Source organism: Mycolicibacter algericus DSM 45454 (assembly GCF_002086455.1).
Taxonomy (GTDB): Bacteria; Actinomycetota; Actinomycetes; order Mycobacteriales; family Mycobacteriaceae; genus Mycobacterium; species Mycobacterium algericum.
Window position 1 is genome coordinate 247,738 of record NZ_MVHC01000001.1, and the last position, 14,396, is coordinate 262,133.

Annotated in this window: 15 protein-coding genes; 7 read left to right on the plus strand and 8 right to left on the minus strand. The window is 69.4% G+C overall.

Features of this window, described 5'->3' with window-relative positions; translation table 11 throughout:
• Positions 1-59: 59 nt before the first annotated feature.
• The 4 genes from ahcY to BST10_RS01180 all read right to left on the minus strand — a co-directional run bounded on the left by ahcY (position 60) and on the right by BST10_RS01180 (position 3,576).
• Positions 60-1,520, minus strand: a complete 1,461-nt coding sequence (ahcY, locus tag BST10_RS01165; protein ID WP_085975723.1) for an adenosylhomocysteinase — start codon at positions 1,518-1,520, stop codon at positions 60-62.
• A gap of 87 nt (positions 1,521-1,607) precedes the next feature.
• A complete protein-coding gene (gene alkX / locus BST10_RS01170) occupies positions 1,608-2,210 on the minus strand; it encodes a TetR family transcriptional regulator AlkX (protein ID WP_013829918.1) in 603 nt (200 codons plus the stop codon).
• A 20-nt stretch (positions 2,211-2,230) separates the two neighbouring features.
• Positions 2,231-2,398 carry a rubredoxin gene (locus BST10_RS01175; RefSeq protein WP_041318448.1) on the minus strand — a complete coding sequence of 56 codons (168 nt, stop codon included), beginning with the start codon at positions 2,396-2,398 and terminating at the stop codon, positions 2,231-2,233.
• The gene (locus tag BST10_RS01180; protein ID WP_081465667.1) at positions 2,398-3,576 is read right to left on the minus strand and encodes an alkane 1-monooxygenase; all 1,179 of its coding nucleotides are present in this window, start codon (positions 3,574-3,576) and stop codon (positions 2,398-2,400) included. The genes BST10_RS01175 and BST10_RS01180 overlap by 1 nt, the downstream gene beginning before the upstream one ends.
• A 228-nt stretch (positions 3,577-3,804) precedes the next feature.
• Between BST10_RS01180 and BST10_RS01185 the strand changes: the two genes are divergently transcribed.
• From BST10_RS01185 to BST10_RS01210, 6 genes are all read left to right on the plus strand, one after another.
• Positions 3,805-5,343 carry an adenylate/guanylate cyclase domain-containing protein gene (locus tag BST10_RS01185; RefSeq protein ID WP_083035899.1) on the plus strand — a complete coding sequence of 513 codons (1,539 nt, stop codon included), beginning with the start codon at positions 3,805-3,807 and terminating at the stop codon, positions 5,341-5,343.
• A gap of 32 nt (positions 5,344-5,375) precedes the next feature.
• On the plus strand, positions 5,376-6,290 hold the full coding sequence (locus BST10_RS01190; RefSeq protein WP_083035901.1) for an alpha/beta fold hydrolase: 915 nt from the start codon (positions 5,376-5,378) through the stop codon (positions 6,288-6,290).
• A gap of 8 nt (positions 6,291-6,298) precedes the next feature.
• Entirely contained in the window at positions 6,299-6,694 is a 396-nt protein-coding gene (locus BST10_RS01195) for a PaaI family thioesterase (protein WP_013829923.1), read from the plus strand.
• A gap of 90 nt (positions 6,695-6,784) precedes the next feature.
• On the plus strand, positions 6,785-8,026 hold the full coding sequence (locus BST10_RS01200; RefSeq protein ID WP_083036126.1) for an MMP alpha-(1->4)-mannosyltransferase: 1,242 nt from the start codon (positions 6,785-6,787) through the stop codon (positions 8,024-8,026).
• Positions 8,020-8,766, plus strand: a complete 747-nt coding sequence (locus BST10_RS01205; protein WP_083035903.1) for a class I SAM-dependent methyltransferase — start codon at positions 8,020-8,022, stop codon at positions 8,764-8,766. The genes BST10_RS01200 and BST10_RS01205 overlap by 7 nt, the downstream gene beginning before the upstream one ends.
• Positions 8,753-9,829: an MMP endo-(1,4)-3-O-methyl-alpha-D-mannosidase gene (locus tag BST10_RS01210; protein WP_083035905.1), complete on the plus strand. Its 1,077-nt coding sequence runs from the start codon at positions 8,753-8,755 to the stop codon at positions 9,827-9,829. The genes BST10_RS01205 and BST10_RS01210 overlap by 14 nt, the downstream gene beginning before the upstream one ends.
• Here the strand turns inward: BST10_RS01210 and BST10_RS01215 are convergent.
• Positions 9,826-10,479, minus strand: coding sequence for a class I SAM-dependent methyltransferase (locus tag BST10_RS01215; RefSeq protein ID WP_083035907.1), 654 nt, complete (start codon positions 10,477-10,479; stop codon positions 9,826-9,828). The genes BST10_RS01210 and BST10_RS01215 overlap by 4 nt on opposite strands.
• A 52-nt stretch (positions 10,480-10,531) precedes the next feature.
• On the opposite strand from BST10_RS01215, the gene BST10_RS01220 reads away from it, so the two are divergent.
• Entirely contained in the window at positions 10,532-11,113 is a 582-nt protein-coding gene (locus tag BST10_RS01220) for a TetR/AcrR family transcriptional regulator (RefSeq protein ID WP_083035909.1), read from the plus strand.
• Here BST10_RS01220 and BST10_RS01225 read toward each other — a convergent pair.
• Genes BST10_RS01225 through manA form a run of 3 tightly spaced genes read right to left on the minus strand, consistent with a single transcriptional unit; the run spans position 11,097 to position 14,395 of the window.
• A complete protein-coding gene (locus BST10_RS01225; RefSeq protein WP_083035911.1) occupies positions 11,097-12,179 on the minus strand; it encodes a type I-U CRISPR-associated protein Cas7 in 1,083 nt (360 codons plus the stop codon). The two genes, BST10_RS01220 and BST10_RS01225, sit on opposite strands and share 17 nt — an antisense overlap.
• Positions 12,180-12,184: 5 nt before the next feature.
• Complete coding sequence (locus BST10_RS01230) at positions 12,185-13,126, minus strand: cation diffusion facilitator family transporter (RefSeq protein WP_083035913.1); 942 nt, start codon at positions 13,124-13,126, stop codon at positions 12,185-12,187.
• Positions 13,127-14,395 carry a mannose-6-phosphate isomerase, class I gene (manA, locus tag BST10_RS01235; RefSeq protein WP_083035916.1) on the minus strand — a complete coding sequence of 423 codons (1,269 nt, stop codon included), beginning with the start codon at positions 14,393-14,395 and terminating at the stop codon, positions 13,127-13,129.
• Position 14,396: the final 1 nt, after the last annotated feature.

Here is a 14,396-nt window from a genome sequence, read left to right on the forward strand (position 1 = left end):
GCGAAAGCCCCCAAATTCTTGCGGAAATGGGGGCTTTCACGTCTGGTCGGCGGAGAGGGTCAGTACCGGTAGTGGTCCGGCTTGTAGGGGCCTTCGACGTCGACGCCGATGTACTCGGCCTGGTCCTTGGTCAGCTTGGTCAGCGTGCCACCGAGTGCCTCGACGTGGATGCGGGCCACCTTCTCATCGAGGTGCTTGGGCAGCCGGTAGACCTCGTTGTCGTACTCGTCGCCCTTGGTCCACAGCTCGATCTGGGCGATCACCTGGTTGGAGAAGCTGTTGCTCATCACGAACGACGGGTGGCCGGTGGCGTTGCCCAAGTTGAGCAGCCGGCCCTCGCTCAGCACGATGATCGAGCGGCCGGTGTCGGGGAAGGTCCACACGTCGACCTGCGGCTTGACGTTGTCGCGGACGGCGCCGGAGGTCTCCAGCGCGGCCATGTCGATCTCGTTGTCGAAGTGGCCGATGTTGCCCAGGATGGCCTGGTTCTTCATCGCCTTCATGTGCTCGAGGGTGATGATGTCCTTGTTGCCGGTGGTGGTGATGACGATGTCGGCCTCACCGATGGCCTGCTCGACGGTCGCCACGTCGTAGCCCTCCATCAGCGCCTGCAGCGCGTTGATCGGGTCGATCTCGGTGACGGTCACCCGGGCGCCCTGGCCCTTGAGGGACTCCGCACTGCCCTTGCCGACGTCACCGAAGCCGCAGACCAGTGCCTTCTTGCCGCCGATCAGCGCGTCGGTGCCCCGGTTGATGCCGTCGATCAGCGAGTGCCGGCAGCCGTACTTGTTGTCGAACTTGCTCTTGGTGACCGAGTCGTTGACGTTGATCGCCGGGAACGCCAGCTCGCCGGCGGCGGCCAGCTGGTACAGCCGCAGCACGCCGGTGGTGGTCTCCTCGGTGACGCCTTGGACCGACTCGGCGATCTTGGTCCACTTGGTTTTGTCGGTCTCGAAGCGGTCGCGCAGCGTGCCCAGGAAGACCTTCCACTCGTGCGAGTCGCCGTCCTCGGCGGGCGGCACCACGCCGGCCTTCTCGTACTGGGCGCCGCGCAGCACCATCATGGTGGCGTCGCCGCCGTCGTCGAGGATCATGTTGGCCGGTTCGCCCTCCCAGGTCAGGGCCTGCTCAGCGCACCACCAGTACTCCTCGAGGCTCTCGCCCTTCCAGGCGAACACCGGGGTGCCCTTGGGCTCCTCGACGGTGCCGTGCGGGCCGACGACGACCGCGGCGGCGGCGTGGTCCTGGGTGGAGAAGATGTTGCACGACGCCCATCGCACTTCAGCACCGAGGTCCACCAACGTCTCGATGAGCACGGCGGTCTGGATGGTCATGTGCAGCGAGCCGGTGATGCGAGCGCCCTTGAGCGGGTTGACGCCGTGGTACTCGTTGCGCAGCGCCATAAGGCCGGGCATCTCGTGCTCGGCCAGCCGGATCTCCTTGCGGCCGTAGTCGGCCAGCGACAGGTCGGCGACCTTGTAGTCGATGCCGTTACGGCTGTCTGCGGTCAAACTCATCAGTGCGCCCCCGTAGGTTCGGTGAAATCAGCTCCGCTACAAGCTACCGGCGGGAAGCCGAGTCTGCTCGAGCGGGTCAATCGACGTCAGTCAGATGTCTAGGACCCCATAGGTCTCGGCTGCCGGGGTGAACAATCGGGCCAGGTCAGCGGCCACATCGTGGTCGGCCTCCGGCGGCATCGAGACATAGCTCATGGCCAGCCGGACGATCGCCCGGGCCAGGATTCCGGCGTCCTCCTCGCTGGCCTTGACCCAGCTGTGCATGAACGACGAGGTGAGCCGTGCCGAGCAGCGGGTGATGATCGGGCCGCTGTCGGTGGTGATGATCTGCAGCAGGTCCGGCTTGGCGGCACCGGTCAGCAGCGAGATCACCAGCGGGTCGGCGGCCGAGGAGGAGAAGAAGGACCGGAATCCCTCCAGAAACGCAGCGTGGACGTCGCCGACGTTGTCGTAGATGGCGCGCTCGACAGCGTCGACGAGCCGGTCGGCCAGCCTGATCGCGTAGCCCTGCGCCAAGCCCTGACGGGAACCGAATTCGTTGTAGATGGTCTGCCGGCTGACCCCGGCCGCCTCCGCTACCGCGGCGAGTGTGATCGACGACCAGTCCCGGCTGGTCAACAGCTCCCGCATCGCATCGAGGACCGAGTCGCGCAGCAGCGCCCGGGATGCCTCGGCGTACGGGACGCGTTTCACCACCGCGAGATTAGCGGGTGTCACGCGTGGACCTGCTCGAAGTCCACCTTCTCGCGTACCGCGCAGTCCGGGCAGCACCAGTCGTCGGGCACCTGCGCCCACGGGGTGCCGGCCGGAAAGCCCTCGCGGGGCGCGCCGAGCGCCTCGTCGTAGACGTAGTCGCAGCCCGGGCAGCGGTAGCTCGCCATCACGCGGCCGCCCCTTCGTCCAGGGGCGCACCGTAGCGGGCCAGGATCTTCGCCCGCCGGCGCGGCTCGATGTTGACCCGGGTGATGTCGCCGTCGTAGTGGGCCAACACCCGGTGGTCCATCAGGGCTCGCCACAACGGCGGGAGGTAGGTCAGCCCGATGAGCGAGGCGTACCCACTGGGCAGGTTCGGCGCCTCGTCCATGCTGCGCAGCGTCTGATAGCGCCGCGTCGGGTTGGCGTGGTGGTCACTGTGCCGCTGCAGGTGGTAGAGGAACAGGTTGGTCACCAAGTGGTCGGAATTCCAGCTGTGTTCGGGTGTGCAGCGCTCGTAGCGACCGTTGGCGCGGGTCTGGCGCAGCAGGCCGTAGTGCTCGATGTAGTTCACCGACTCCAGCAGCGAGAAGCCGTAGCCGGCCTGGATGATCACGAACGGGATCAGCGCCGGGCCGAACACCGCGATCAGCACACCCCACAGCACCACCGACATCAGCCAGGCGTTGACCACGTCGTTGGACAGCCAGGTTCTCGGGTCCGCCGGATTCTTGTCGAGTCGGCGCAGCCGCGCGGCCTCCAGCTGCCAGGCCGAGCGCAACCCACCGAACACGCTGCGCGGCAAGAACTCCCAGAACGTCTCGCCGAACCGGCCCGACGCGGGGTCTTCCGGAGTGGCCACCCGCACGTGGTGGCCGCGGTTGTGCTCGATGTAGAAGTGGCCGTAGCAGACCTGCGCCAGGGTGATCTTCGCCAGCCACCGCTCCAGCCGATCCTTCTTGTGACCCAGCTCGTGCGCGGTGTTGATGCCGACGCCGCCCAGGGTTCCCACCGACAACGCCAGCCCGATCTTGGCGAACCAGCTGAGAGACCCCTCGACTCCCAACCAGCTCAGATCGGTTGCGGTAAACAGGTAGGCGCCCATGACGACGCTGGCGTACTGGCACGGGATGTAGGCGTAGGTGCAGTAGCGGTAGTACCGGTCGCTCTCCAGCTGCGCCATCAGCTCGTCCGGCGGATTCTGACCGTCGGCGCCGAACCGCAGATCCAGCGCCGGCAACAGGATGTAGACCAGGATCGGCCCGATCCAGAACGGCAGCTGGGCGGCGACGTGCCAGCCGAGCCGGTTCATCACCCAGATCATCGGCAGCATGGTGAACAGCAGCGTCGGGGCGATCAGGCCCATCAGCCACAGGTAGCGCTTCTTGTCCCGCCAGACCTCCGCTGCCGCCTCGGTGCTCAAATTCCTGCCCTCCTTGTGAGTTCAACCACCGTTGCGGATGGACATTACCTCGCAGTTCGTCCGGTGTCTAGACATTTGATGCTGATTTGTACACGAACATTTGGTGCAACGGCATCCGCGCAGCCGTATAACTTTGAATGCACAACCCACTCACGGACGGGCACGACCGCGATGATCACTGCAGGGCCGGGGGCGGATTCGCGGCCGCCCACAGCGCTGCGACTCGGCGCCCACTACGCCGCCGGGCTGGCGTTCGCGCAATTGCTCACCAGTACCGAAGCGATCGCTGTGGTGATGTCGCTGAGCGGTGAGACCCACAGCGGCACCGGTATCTGGCGCTCGGATTACGTGGTCCTGACCGTGGTGCTCGTCGCGCTCAGCACGCTCAGCGTGGCCATCGCGGGCACCGTCAGCATCGCCCCCACGCTGCGCTGGTACACCGCCGGACAACAGCCCGACGCCGCGCAGCGCCGCGCGGCCGTGCACATCGTGCGCCGGCAGTCGGCGGTCGTGTTCGGCACCTGGGTGATCGGCGGAGCGATCGGCCTGGCCACCGTGCGCTCGAGCGACGCCGGGATGATCCTGCTGCAGAGCCTGGTCGTCGTCTTCGGCGGAACCGCAACGGTGAGCACCAGCATGCTGTTCACCCATCGCACGTTTCGGCCAATCGTGGCCGCCGCCTGGCGCGAGACCGAGATCCGCGAGAACGCCCCCGGCGTGCTGCCGCGGCTGGTCACCATGTGGTTCATCACCAGCGCGCTGCCCGCCGCGGCGATCATCATCCTCATCGTCTGCCGACGGATGGGCTGGGTCATCGACCGCGACGCCTCGGTGGAGATCCCGGTGCTGGTGCTGTGCCTGGTGGCGGTGCTGCTCGGCATGCGCGCCATGATCCTGGTGGCCCGCTCGATCTCCGATCCGGTCGGCGAGGTGGTGCGCGCGATGGCCCGGGTCCAGCACGGCGAGCGGGACGTCGCCGTCGGCGTCTACGAGCACTCCGAGATCGGCCGGTTGCAAACCGGGTTCAATCGCATGGTTGCCGGCCTGCGCGAACGCGACCGGCTGCGGGACCTCTTCGGCCGGCACGTCGGCCCGGAGGTGGCCCGGCTGGCAGTGGAGCGGGATCTCGCGTTGTCGGGCCAGGTGCAGGACGCGGCGATCCTGTTCATCGACCTGATGGGCTCGACCGAACTGGCGGCCACTCACCCGCCCGATGAGGTCGCCGCGGTGCTCAACGACTTCTTCCGTATCGTGGTGGCCGCCGTCGACGCGCGGCGCGGCTCGATCAACAAGTTCCAGGGCGATGCGGCGCTGGCGGTGTTCGGCGCCCCGGTCGCCTCCGACGGTGCGGCCGCAGCGGCGCTGGCCACCGCGCGGACCCTGCTCACCCAGCTGCGGCGGCTGCCGTTGGTGGACTTCGGGATCGGCGTCTCGGCCGGGCCGGTGTTCGCCGGCAACATCGGCAGCGAGAACCGCTACGAGTACACCGTGGTCGGTGACGCCGTCAACGAGGCCGCGCGGCTGGCCGATCGCGCCAAGACCGTGGCCGCCCGCGCGCTGTGTTCCCAGACGGCACTGGAACGCGCCGACGACGACGAACGGGCGCGCTGGGCGACGCACGAGACGGCGGTGCTGCGCGGCCGCTCCGAACCCACCGTGATGTCCATGCCGACCGGCGAACCGATCCTGGTGCCGGCCACCGGGATGTGACCCAGCTCCCACCGTCATGTCACACTCTGGGCATGGTTTACGCGATCGCCCGACCTCAGATCGAGGGCAAGATAGCCGTCGGTGAAGACCGTCAGCTCGGCTTCGCCGAGTTCGGTGCCCCGCACGGCCGGGCGATGTTCTGGCTGCACGGCACCCCCGGCGCCCGGCGGCAGATCCCGGTCGAGGCGCGGGTCGTCGCCAAGGAGGCCGGCATCCGGCTGATCGGGGTGGACCGGCCCGGTATCGGCTCCTCAACGCCGTATCAGTACGAGACGGTGTCGCAGTTCGCCGAGGATCTGCGCAGCGTGGCCGACACGCTCGGCATCGACAAGATGGCGGTCATCGGACTGTCCGGCGGCGGCCCGTACACCCTGGCGTGCGCCGCGGCGATGCCCGAGCGGGTGGTGGCCGCCGGGATTCTGGGCGGTGTCGCCCCGGCCGTGGGCCCCGATGCCATCGACAGTGGCCTGATGACGCTGGCCCGGATCGCCGAGCCGGTGCTGCAGCGCGCCGGGCGCCCGATCGGCATCCTGGCCACCGGCTTGATCCGGATGATCCGGCCGGTCGCCGAACCGGCGCTGGAGCTCTATGCGCTGATCTCCCCGGAGGGCGACCGCCGGTTGCTGGCCCGGCCGGAGTTCAAGGCGATGTTCCTCGACGACCTGCTCAACGGCTCCCGCAAGCAGCTTGCCGCGCCCATCGCCGACGCCGTGTTGTTCGCCCGGTACTGGGGTTTCCGGCTCGACGAGGTGAAGGTGCCGGTGCACTGGTGGCACGGAGATGCCGACCACATCGTCCCGTTCGCCCACGGCGAGCACGCGGTCTCGCTGTTGCCCGACGCGCAGCTCTACCCGCTGCCCGGTGAGAGTCATCTGGCCGGACTGGGGCGCGCGGAGGAGATTCTGCGCACCATGTCGCAGGTCTGGGACGACGCCGAGGCGCGCTGACTCACGCCATGACCGCACCTCAATCGATCAGGGAGTTGTTCGACCAGCTCGGCCTGCAGGAGGTGCCGTCGCCCGATGACACCCTGACCATGGAGATGCCGGTCGATGAGCGGGTGGTCAACACCGCCGGCGGGCTGCAGGGCGGCTTGATCGCCACCATGGCCGACGTGGCGGCCGGGCAGCTCGCCGCCCGTAGCACCGCGTTCGGCAACGCGATCGCCACCACGGATCTGTTCATCCGGTATCTGCGGCCGATCAAGATCGGGCCCGCCCGTGCCGTCGCGGCCATCCTGCGCACCGGCCGGCGCTCGGTGGTGGTCCAGGTCGACATCTACCGCGGCAACGACGACCAGCTCGCAGCCACCGCGACGGTGAACTTCGCCGCCATCGACCCGCCGGCCTGACCTGCGGCGCGGCGCCCTGATTGCGTCACTTAGCTAAGCAACCTAATATCTGGACACATGTCCAGACAGCCAGCCGATGATGTCGAGCGTCTGCGGATCGCGCTGCTGTCTTATCGCAGCAAGGAGCACTGCGGCGGCCAGGGCGTCTACGTACGACACCTCAGCCGGGGGCTCGCCGAGCTCGGCCACCGCGTCGAGGTGTTCTCCGGGCAGCCCTACCCCGAGCGGCTCGACCCGGCGGTGCAGCTGCGCGAGGTACCGAGCCTGGACCTGTATCGCGAACCGGACCCCTTCCGGGTGCCGCGGCCCAGCGAGATCCGCAACCGCATCGACCTGCTGGAGCTGACCACCATGTGGACCGCCGGGTTCCCGGAGCCGCGCACCTTCAGCTTGCGCGCCGCCCGGCTGCTCGCCGCCCGCCGCGACGACTTCGACGTCGTCCACGACAACCAGTGCCTCGGCACGGGCCTGCTGCGGATCGCGGCGACCGGGCTGCCGGTGGTGGCCACCGTGCACCATCCGATCACCCGCGACCGGCGGCTGGACCTGGCCGCCGCGCCGTGGTGGCGCAAACCGGCGGTGCACCGCTGGTACGGGTTCGCCGAGATGCAGAAGCGAGTGGCTCGCCGGCTCCCCGAGCTGCTGACCGTCTCGAGCACCTCGGCCGCCGACATCGCCGCCGACTTCGAGGTGGACCCGGCTCGGCTCAAGGTGGTCCCGCTGGGGGTGGACACCGAGGTCTTCCGGCCCCGCGTAGGGCCGCGGGTCGCCGGGCGCATCGTGGCGATCGCCAGCGCCGACGTGCCGCTCAAGGGGGTGGCACATCTGCTGGCGGCGGTGGCCGAACTGCGCACCGAGCGTGACGTGGAGCTGCAGCTGGTGGCGAAGCTGGAACGGGGCGGGGTGACCGAGAAGCTCATCGCCGAACTCGGGATCGCCGACATCGTGACGGTCTCCAGCGGCCTGACCGACGCCGAACTGGCGGCGGTGCTGGCTTCTGCCGAACTGGTCTGCATCCCCTCGCTCTACGAGGGGTTCTCGCTGCCGGCGGTGGAGGCGATGGCCAGCGGCACCCCCGTGGTGGCCAGCCGGGCTGGCGCGCTGCCCGAGGTGCTCGGCGACGACGGGGTCTGCGCGCACTTGGTGCCGCCCGGCGACGCGGCGGCGCTGACGCGGGCGCTGGGCGTGCTGCTCGACGACCCCGACCGACGCCGGAGGCTCGGCGCGGCGGGCCGCCGCCGCGCCCTGGATGTCTACAGCTGGCCGGCCGTCGCCGCGGCGACCGTCGCCGTCTACCGCGACGCGATCCAGCGGAGCGCGGCACCGTGTTGACCGTGGACTTCGACCGGCTGGGGATCGGAGCCGGGACGACGGTGATCGACGTGGGCTGCGGCGCCGGACGGCACGCGTTCGAGGCCTACCGCCGCGGTGCCGACGTCATCGCGTTCGACCAGGACGCCGACGAGATCGACGGTGTCGCAACCATGTTCGCTGCGATGGCCGAGGCCGGGGAGGCTCCGGCGGGCGCGTCGGCCCGCGCGGTGGTCGGCGACGCCCTGGCGCTGCCCTACCCCGACGGCGCGTTCGATGTCGTGATCGCCTCGGAGATCCTCGAGCACGTCCCGGCGGACGGTGCCGCGATCGCCGAGCTGATCCGGGTGCTCGCCGACGGCGGCACGCTGGCGGTGAGCGTGCCCCGCTGGCTGCCCGAGCAGATCTGCTGGCTGCTCTCCGACGAGTACCACAGCAACGAGGGCGGTCACATCCGGATCTACCGGGCGTCCGCGTTGCGCAACAAGATCACCGGCGCCGGGCTGCGATTCACCGGATCGCATCACGCCCACGGGCTGCACGCACCGTTCTGGTGGCTCAAATGTGCTGTGGGGGTCAATAATCCGGATCATCCGCTGGTGTCGGCCTACCATAAGCTGCTGGTCTGGGACATGATGTCGCGGCCGTCGGCCACCCGAGTCGCCGAGGCGGTGCTCAATCCGGTGGTCGGCAAGAGCGTCGCCATGTATTTCACCAAGGCCGACTTCACCACCTCGGCGAGAACCCATGCGCTCCGCTGAGGCCGGCGCGCCGGGCGTTCCCGGTGTGCTCACCCCGCAGCAGTGCCGTCAGACCGCGGCCTCGATCGCTGCGGTGCAGGAATCGTCGGGGGCGATTCCGTGGTCGGCCACTGGGCACACCGACCCGTGGGATCACGTCGAATGCGCTATGGCGCTCACCGCGGCCGGACTGATCGAGCCCGCCCGCGCGGCGTTCGACTGGTCGCGGGACTCCCAGCGTGCCGACGGGTCGTGGCCGATTCAGTTGCGGGCCGGTGAGATCGAGGACGCCAACAGTGACAGTAACTTCTGCGCCTATATCGCCACCGGGGTCTGGCACCACGTGCTGATCACCGGAGATCGGCCGTTCGCCGTAGCCATGTGGCCGACGGTGGCAGCTGCGATCGACTTCGTGCTGGGGCTGCAGCGGGGCTCCGGGGAGATCTGCTGGGCGGCGTCTCCGGCCGGTCCGGTCCCCGAGGCGTTGCTGACCGGATGCGCCAGCATCTACCACAGCATCCGATGCGCGCTCGCCCTCGCCGACTATCTCGGTGCGCCGCAACCGGAGTGGGAGGTGGCGCTGGGACGGCTCGGGCACGCGATCACCGCCCACCCCGGCGCGTTCACCGAGAAGCCGCATCACGCGATGGACTGGTACTACCCGGTGCTCACCGGTGCACTGCGCGGCCCGGCGGCCGATGAGCGGATCGCCGCGCGGTGGGACGCCTTCGTCGTCGACGGCCTGGGTATCCGTTGCGTCGACGATCGGCCGTGGGTGACCGGCGCCGAAACCTGCGAGCTGGTGCTGGCATTGGACGCGATGGGCCGGGCCGATGCGGCCCGCAACCAGCTCGCAGCGATGCAGCATCTGCGCGAGGCGGACGGATCCTATTGGACCGGCTTGGTTTTCTCCGACGGGAAACGCTGGCCGGTGGAGCGCACCACCTGGACCGGGGCCGCCGTCATCCTGGCCGCCGATGCGCTGTCGGACACCACTGCCGGCGCCGGGATCTTCCGCGGCGCCGACCTGCCCCGCGGGCTGGAAGGCGACTACGACTGCGCCTGCGCCGAACTGCCGCGCTAGACGTCGTCGCCGGCAACCCCGGACGTGCGCCGCAGCACTCGAAGCGACCCCGACTCCGACACCTGCTCGAACTGCCGGCTATCGATTGCCCGGCAATAGATCTGGTAGGGCGCCTGACCGCCGTCGGCCGGATCCGGGAACACGTCGTGGATCACCAGCACGCCGCCCCGGTCGACCCAGCGCGCCCAGCCGTCGAAGTCCTGCTGCGCGGCCGCCTCGCTGTGGCCGCCGTCGATGAACAGCAACTGCAGCGGGGTGCGCCAGCCCCGGGCCACCACGCTGGACTTGCCCACCACCGCCACCACGGTGTCGTCGAGGCCGGCCTGATCGAGGGTGCGCCGGAACGCCGGCAGCGTGTCGAACCGGCCGCTGTGCGGGTCGACCATGGTGACGTCGTGGTACGCCCAGCCCGGTTGGTGCTCCTCGGATCCGTGATGGTGGTCGACGGTGTAGAGCACACTGTCGCGCTCGTGCGCCGCAGCGCCGAGCAGCACGGTGGATTTGCCGCAGTAGGTTCCGATCTCGACCGCCACGCCGCCGTCGAGCGCATCGACCGCGGCCTGGTGAAGCGCCCGGCCCTCGTCCTCGGGCATGAAGCCGGTCACCCGGTCGGCCAGGTCGAACAGTCGCTGGGTCTCATCAGATGCCATGCAGGCAAACTACGCTAGCCTCCGCTGCGCTGTTGTAGTAGCGTCCAGACATGTGTCCAGTCCGGTGGCTCGGGAGTCGACGCGTCGTCGGCTGACGGCCAAACAGGCTGACACCGTGGAGCGGCTGAGCCGCGCCGCGGTCACGGTGCTGGGCCGGGAGGGTTTCTCCGGCCTGACGATTCGCATGGTGGCCGCCGAGGCCGGGATCGGCGCCGCGACCGCCTACACATACTTCTCGTCGAAAGAGCACCTGGTCGCCGAGATCTTCTGGCGCCGGCTGGCCCTGGCACCGGCCCCGACGGTCGACTCCCCCGACCGCACGGTCCGAGTCGTCACCGTGCTGCGCCACATCGCGCTGCTGGTCGCCGACGAGGCCGAGTTGGCCGGCGCGGTCACCGCTGCGCTGCTCGGCAGCGACCCCGACGTCGAGCATCTGCGCCGCCGGATCGGTACCGAGATCCATGACCGACTGGCCGCCGCGGTGGGCCCCGGCGGCGAACCGGACCTGGTCGATTCACTGGAGCTGCTCTACTCCGGGGCGCTGGTGCGAGCCGGGATGGGGTACGGCTCCTACCAGCAGATCGCCGACCGGTTGGAGAAGTCGGCGCGGCTGCTGCTCAGCGCCGCGAGCTGAGTCGCCGCTCGGCGATGAAGTGCGGCAGCCGGAACCGGCGCGGCTCGTGCGCGACCGGTTCCTGCTGCGCCACTCCGCCGTTCTGGGCCGCGGCGTAGGCGCCGGAATTCCCGCTGACAGCCAACACCTGGCCGCGCCAGGTGATGTCGGCCTCCCGGTAGGCCGCCACCAGCGCGCGCTCCAGCAGTTCGTCGGCCTGCTCGATCGACAGCGCCGCCAACTCGACGAATTCGCCGTCGCGGGCGTCGAGTTTCAGCGTCGTCGGGCCGGTCTCGACCAGGTCGCAGTTGGCCCGGATGCTCAGCTCGGAGTTGGCGCGGGTCAGCCCCGCCAGCGCGTAGGCGGCCAGCAGCGCGCGGCCGGCCTCATCCCCGGCGATCCCGCAGTCGAAGCGCAGTTGCCGCAGCGCGGCGAAGCTCAGCACCTGGGTGCGAATGATGCGGCCGCAGCAGACACCGGACTCGGCCGCGGCGCGCGAATCCGTCGGCGCACCGTCGACGAGCACCCCGATGATCTCGCCGGACAACACGCCGCGGAAGCGGCTCTGGCCGGTGCCGCGGGCGGCGTCGATCGCACCGAAAACCAGGCTGCCCGGGCTCAACTCGGCCACGGCACGGGCATTCTCGGGAGTGCTCTCGCGTGCGGCCCGGTAGGCCGGGTGGGCGATCGCCGGCTTGCCGCCGACCGAGCCGGTCAGGAAGTGGCCGTCGAAAATCCGTTGCGGCAGCTCCAGATCGGTGTAAACCGTCCGGCCGCCTTCGTAGGACACCTCCAGCCGCGGCACCCGGCTCAGGACCGGATGCTGATCGCGGATGCCCTGCAGGATCGCGGCTTCCACCCGCTGGATCTGGCTCTGGTTGTCGTCGATGATCACCGACGCGGTCGGATTGCCGTCGATCAGCCGGGTCTCGTGGGCGATGGCCGCCGGGCCGCGTCCGGCGCGGTGGGCCGGGCTGATCGCGACATGCGGCCCGCCGGCGGGGGCCAGTTCGGTGTACACCCTCAGCGTGCTGGCACCGCCGGCCTGACAGGCGGCGGTGAGCTGCCGGTAGGAGAAGCTGGACAAAGCGATCAACCTTTCTGCTGCCGCGAGTCTGGCACAGCGGTGCGGTCCAGGTCGGGTTCGAGGTAGATCACCCGGGCTGCCGGTACCGCCCTGCGGACGTTGGCTTCGGCATCGTCGATGGTGGCGGCGACGGCGGCTAGATCCAGCTGCGGAAGCAGCGCGATCTTAGCGCCCACCAGCATCTCGTCGGGCCCGAGATACAGGGTGCGGATGTGGATCAGCCGGGTGACGTTACGGGTCTGCTCCAGCGCCGCGCGGATGGCCCGGTCCTCGGCGACCGTGGCGCCCTCACCGATCAGCAGACTGTGCATCTCGACCATCAAGAACACCGCAACGACGCCCAGCAGCACGCCGATGCCCAGGGTTGCCACGCCGTCCCACACCGGATTGCCGGTGACCACACTCAGGCCCACACCCATCAACGCCAGCACCAGGCCGATCAACGCTGCGGTGTCCTCCAGTAGCACCACCGGAAGCTCCGGGGTGCGTGAGGTGTGCAGGAACCGCAGCCAGCTGCCCTCACCCTTGAACGGGCGCGACTCCACCACCGCGGTGCGAAAACTGAATGTCTCCATCCCGATCGCCACCACCAGGATCACGATCGCCACCACGGGCGAACTCAACTCGACCGGGTGGTGAACCTTCTTGTAGCCCTCGTACAACGCGAACATCGAGCCCAGGCTGAACAGCACCAGTGCCACCACGAACGACCAGAAGTAGCGGCTGCGGCCGTATCCGAACGGATGCAACTCATCGGGAGCCTTGGCGGCGGCCCGCTGCCCGAACAGCAGCAGCGCCTGGTTGGAGGTGTCTGCCACCGAGTGCACCGCCTCGGCGAGCATGGCGGCGCTGCCGGTGATCACGTACCCGGTGAACTTCGCGACCGCGATCCCGGCGTTGGCCAACAGCGCCGCCAGGATCGCCCTGGTGCTACCGGAGGTGGACACTCACAGACCTATCGTCGACCGGAACAGCACGGCCTGTTGCTGGGCCAGCAGTCGGATCGGCCCGTCGTCGCTGGGCACCCAGGCCGACTCGCCGCGGCGCAGGATCAGGCTCCCCGACTTGGCGTGCACGGTGACCGAGCCCTCGGTGCACAGCAGGATCTGCGGGCCGTCATGGTGGGCCGGAGCGTCCAGCTCATGACCGAGGTGGGCGCCGTCCAGCGTCAACCGGGACACCGCGAACTCCTCGGCCGGGGTCTGGTAGACCACCTCGGGCCCGTCGGAGTGGATCGTCGGCCGCAGCGCCTCCTCGGTGGTCGGGGTGAAGTCCAGCACCCGCAGCAACTCGGGCACGTCGACGTGCTTGGGCGTCAGGCCGCCCCGCAGCACGTTGTCCGAGTTGGCCATCACCTCCAGCCCGACCCCGTGCAGATAGGTGTGTAGGTTGCCGGCCGGCAGGAAGATGGCCTCGCCGGCCGCCAGGCTGATCCGATTGAGCAGCAGCGCCGCCAGCACGCCGGCGTCGCCCGGATAGCGCTCACCGAGTTCGAGCACGGTCTTGGCCTCGGCTGCGAATTCGCCGGCCTCCGAATGCAGGTATTGGATGGCACCCTCGAGTACCGCGGGAACCAGGACGTCGAGATCGGGTTGGGGCGCGGTGATCCAGGTGGTGAACAGCGCCCGCAGCCCGTCGGCGTCGGACTGGGCATCGGCGGGATCGAGGGCGGGGCGATCGCCGCCGGCCTGGCCGCCGAGCAGGTCGATGAACGGATCGAGGTCCGATACCGCCAGCGCCCGCAGCAACTCGACGGTGCGCGCCGCGGGACGGAAGCCGGCCAGCGCCTCGAACGGCTGCAACGCCACCAGCAGTTCGGGTTTGTGGCTGGTGTCGCGGTAGTTGCGGATCGGCGAGGACACCGGAACCCCGAGCCGCTCCTCCCGCTCGTAGCCCTCGATCGCCTGCATGGCGCTGGGGTGGGCCTGCAGCGACAATGGCTCGTCGGCGGCGAGCACCTTGACCAGGAACGGCAGCCGGTCACCGAAGCGGGCGTGGGCCACCGGCCCGAGTTGGCCCTCCCAGTCGGCGTTCAAGACCTCCAGCAGCGACACCTCGCCGGTGGCGGTCTCCAGCCAGGCCGGGTCGCCGGGGTGGGCGCCCAGCCACAGCTCGGCCTCCGGGTGCGCCGCCGGGACCGGCCGCCCGGTGAACTCAGCGATGGCGGTCCGCGATCCCCAGGCGTAGGTCCGTATCGCGCCGCGTAGTGGTTCCACT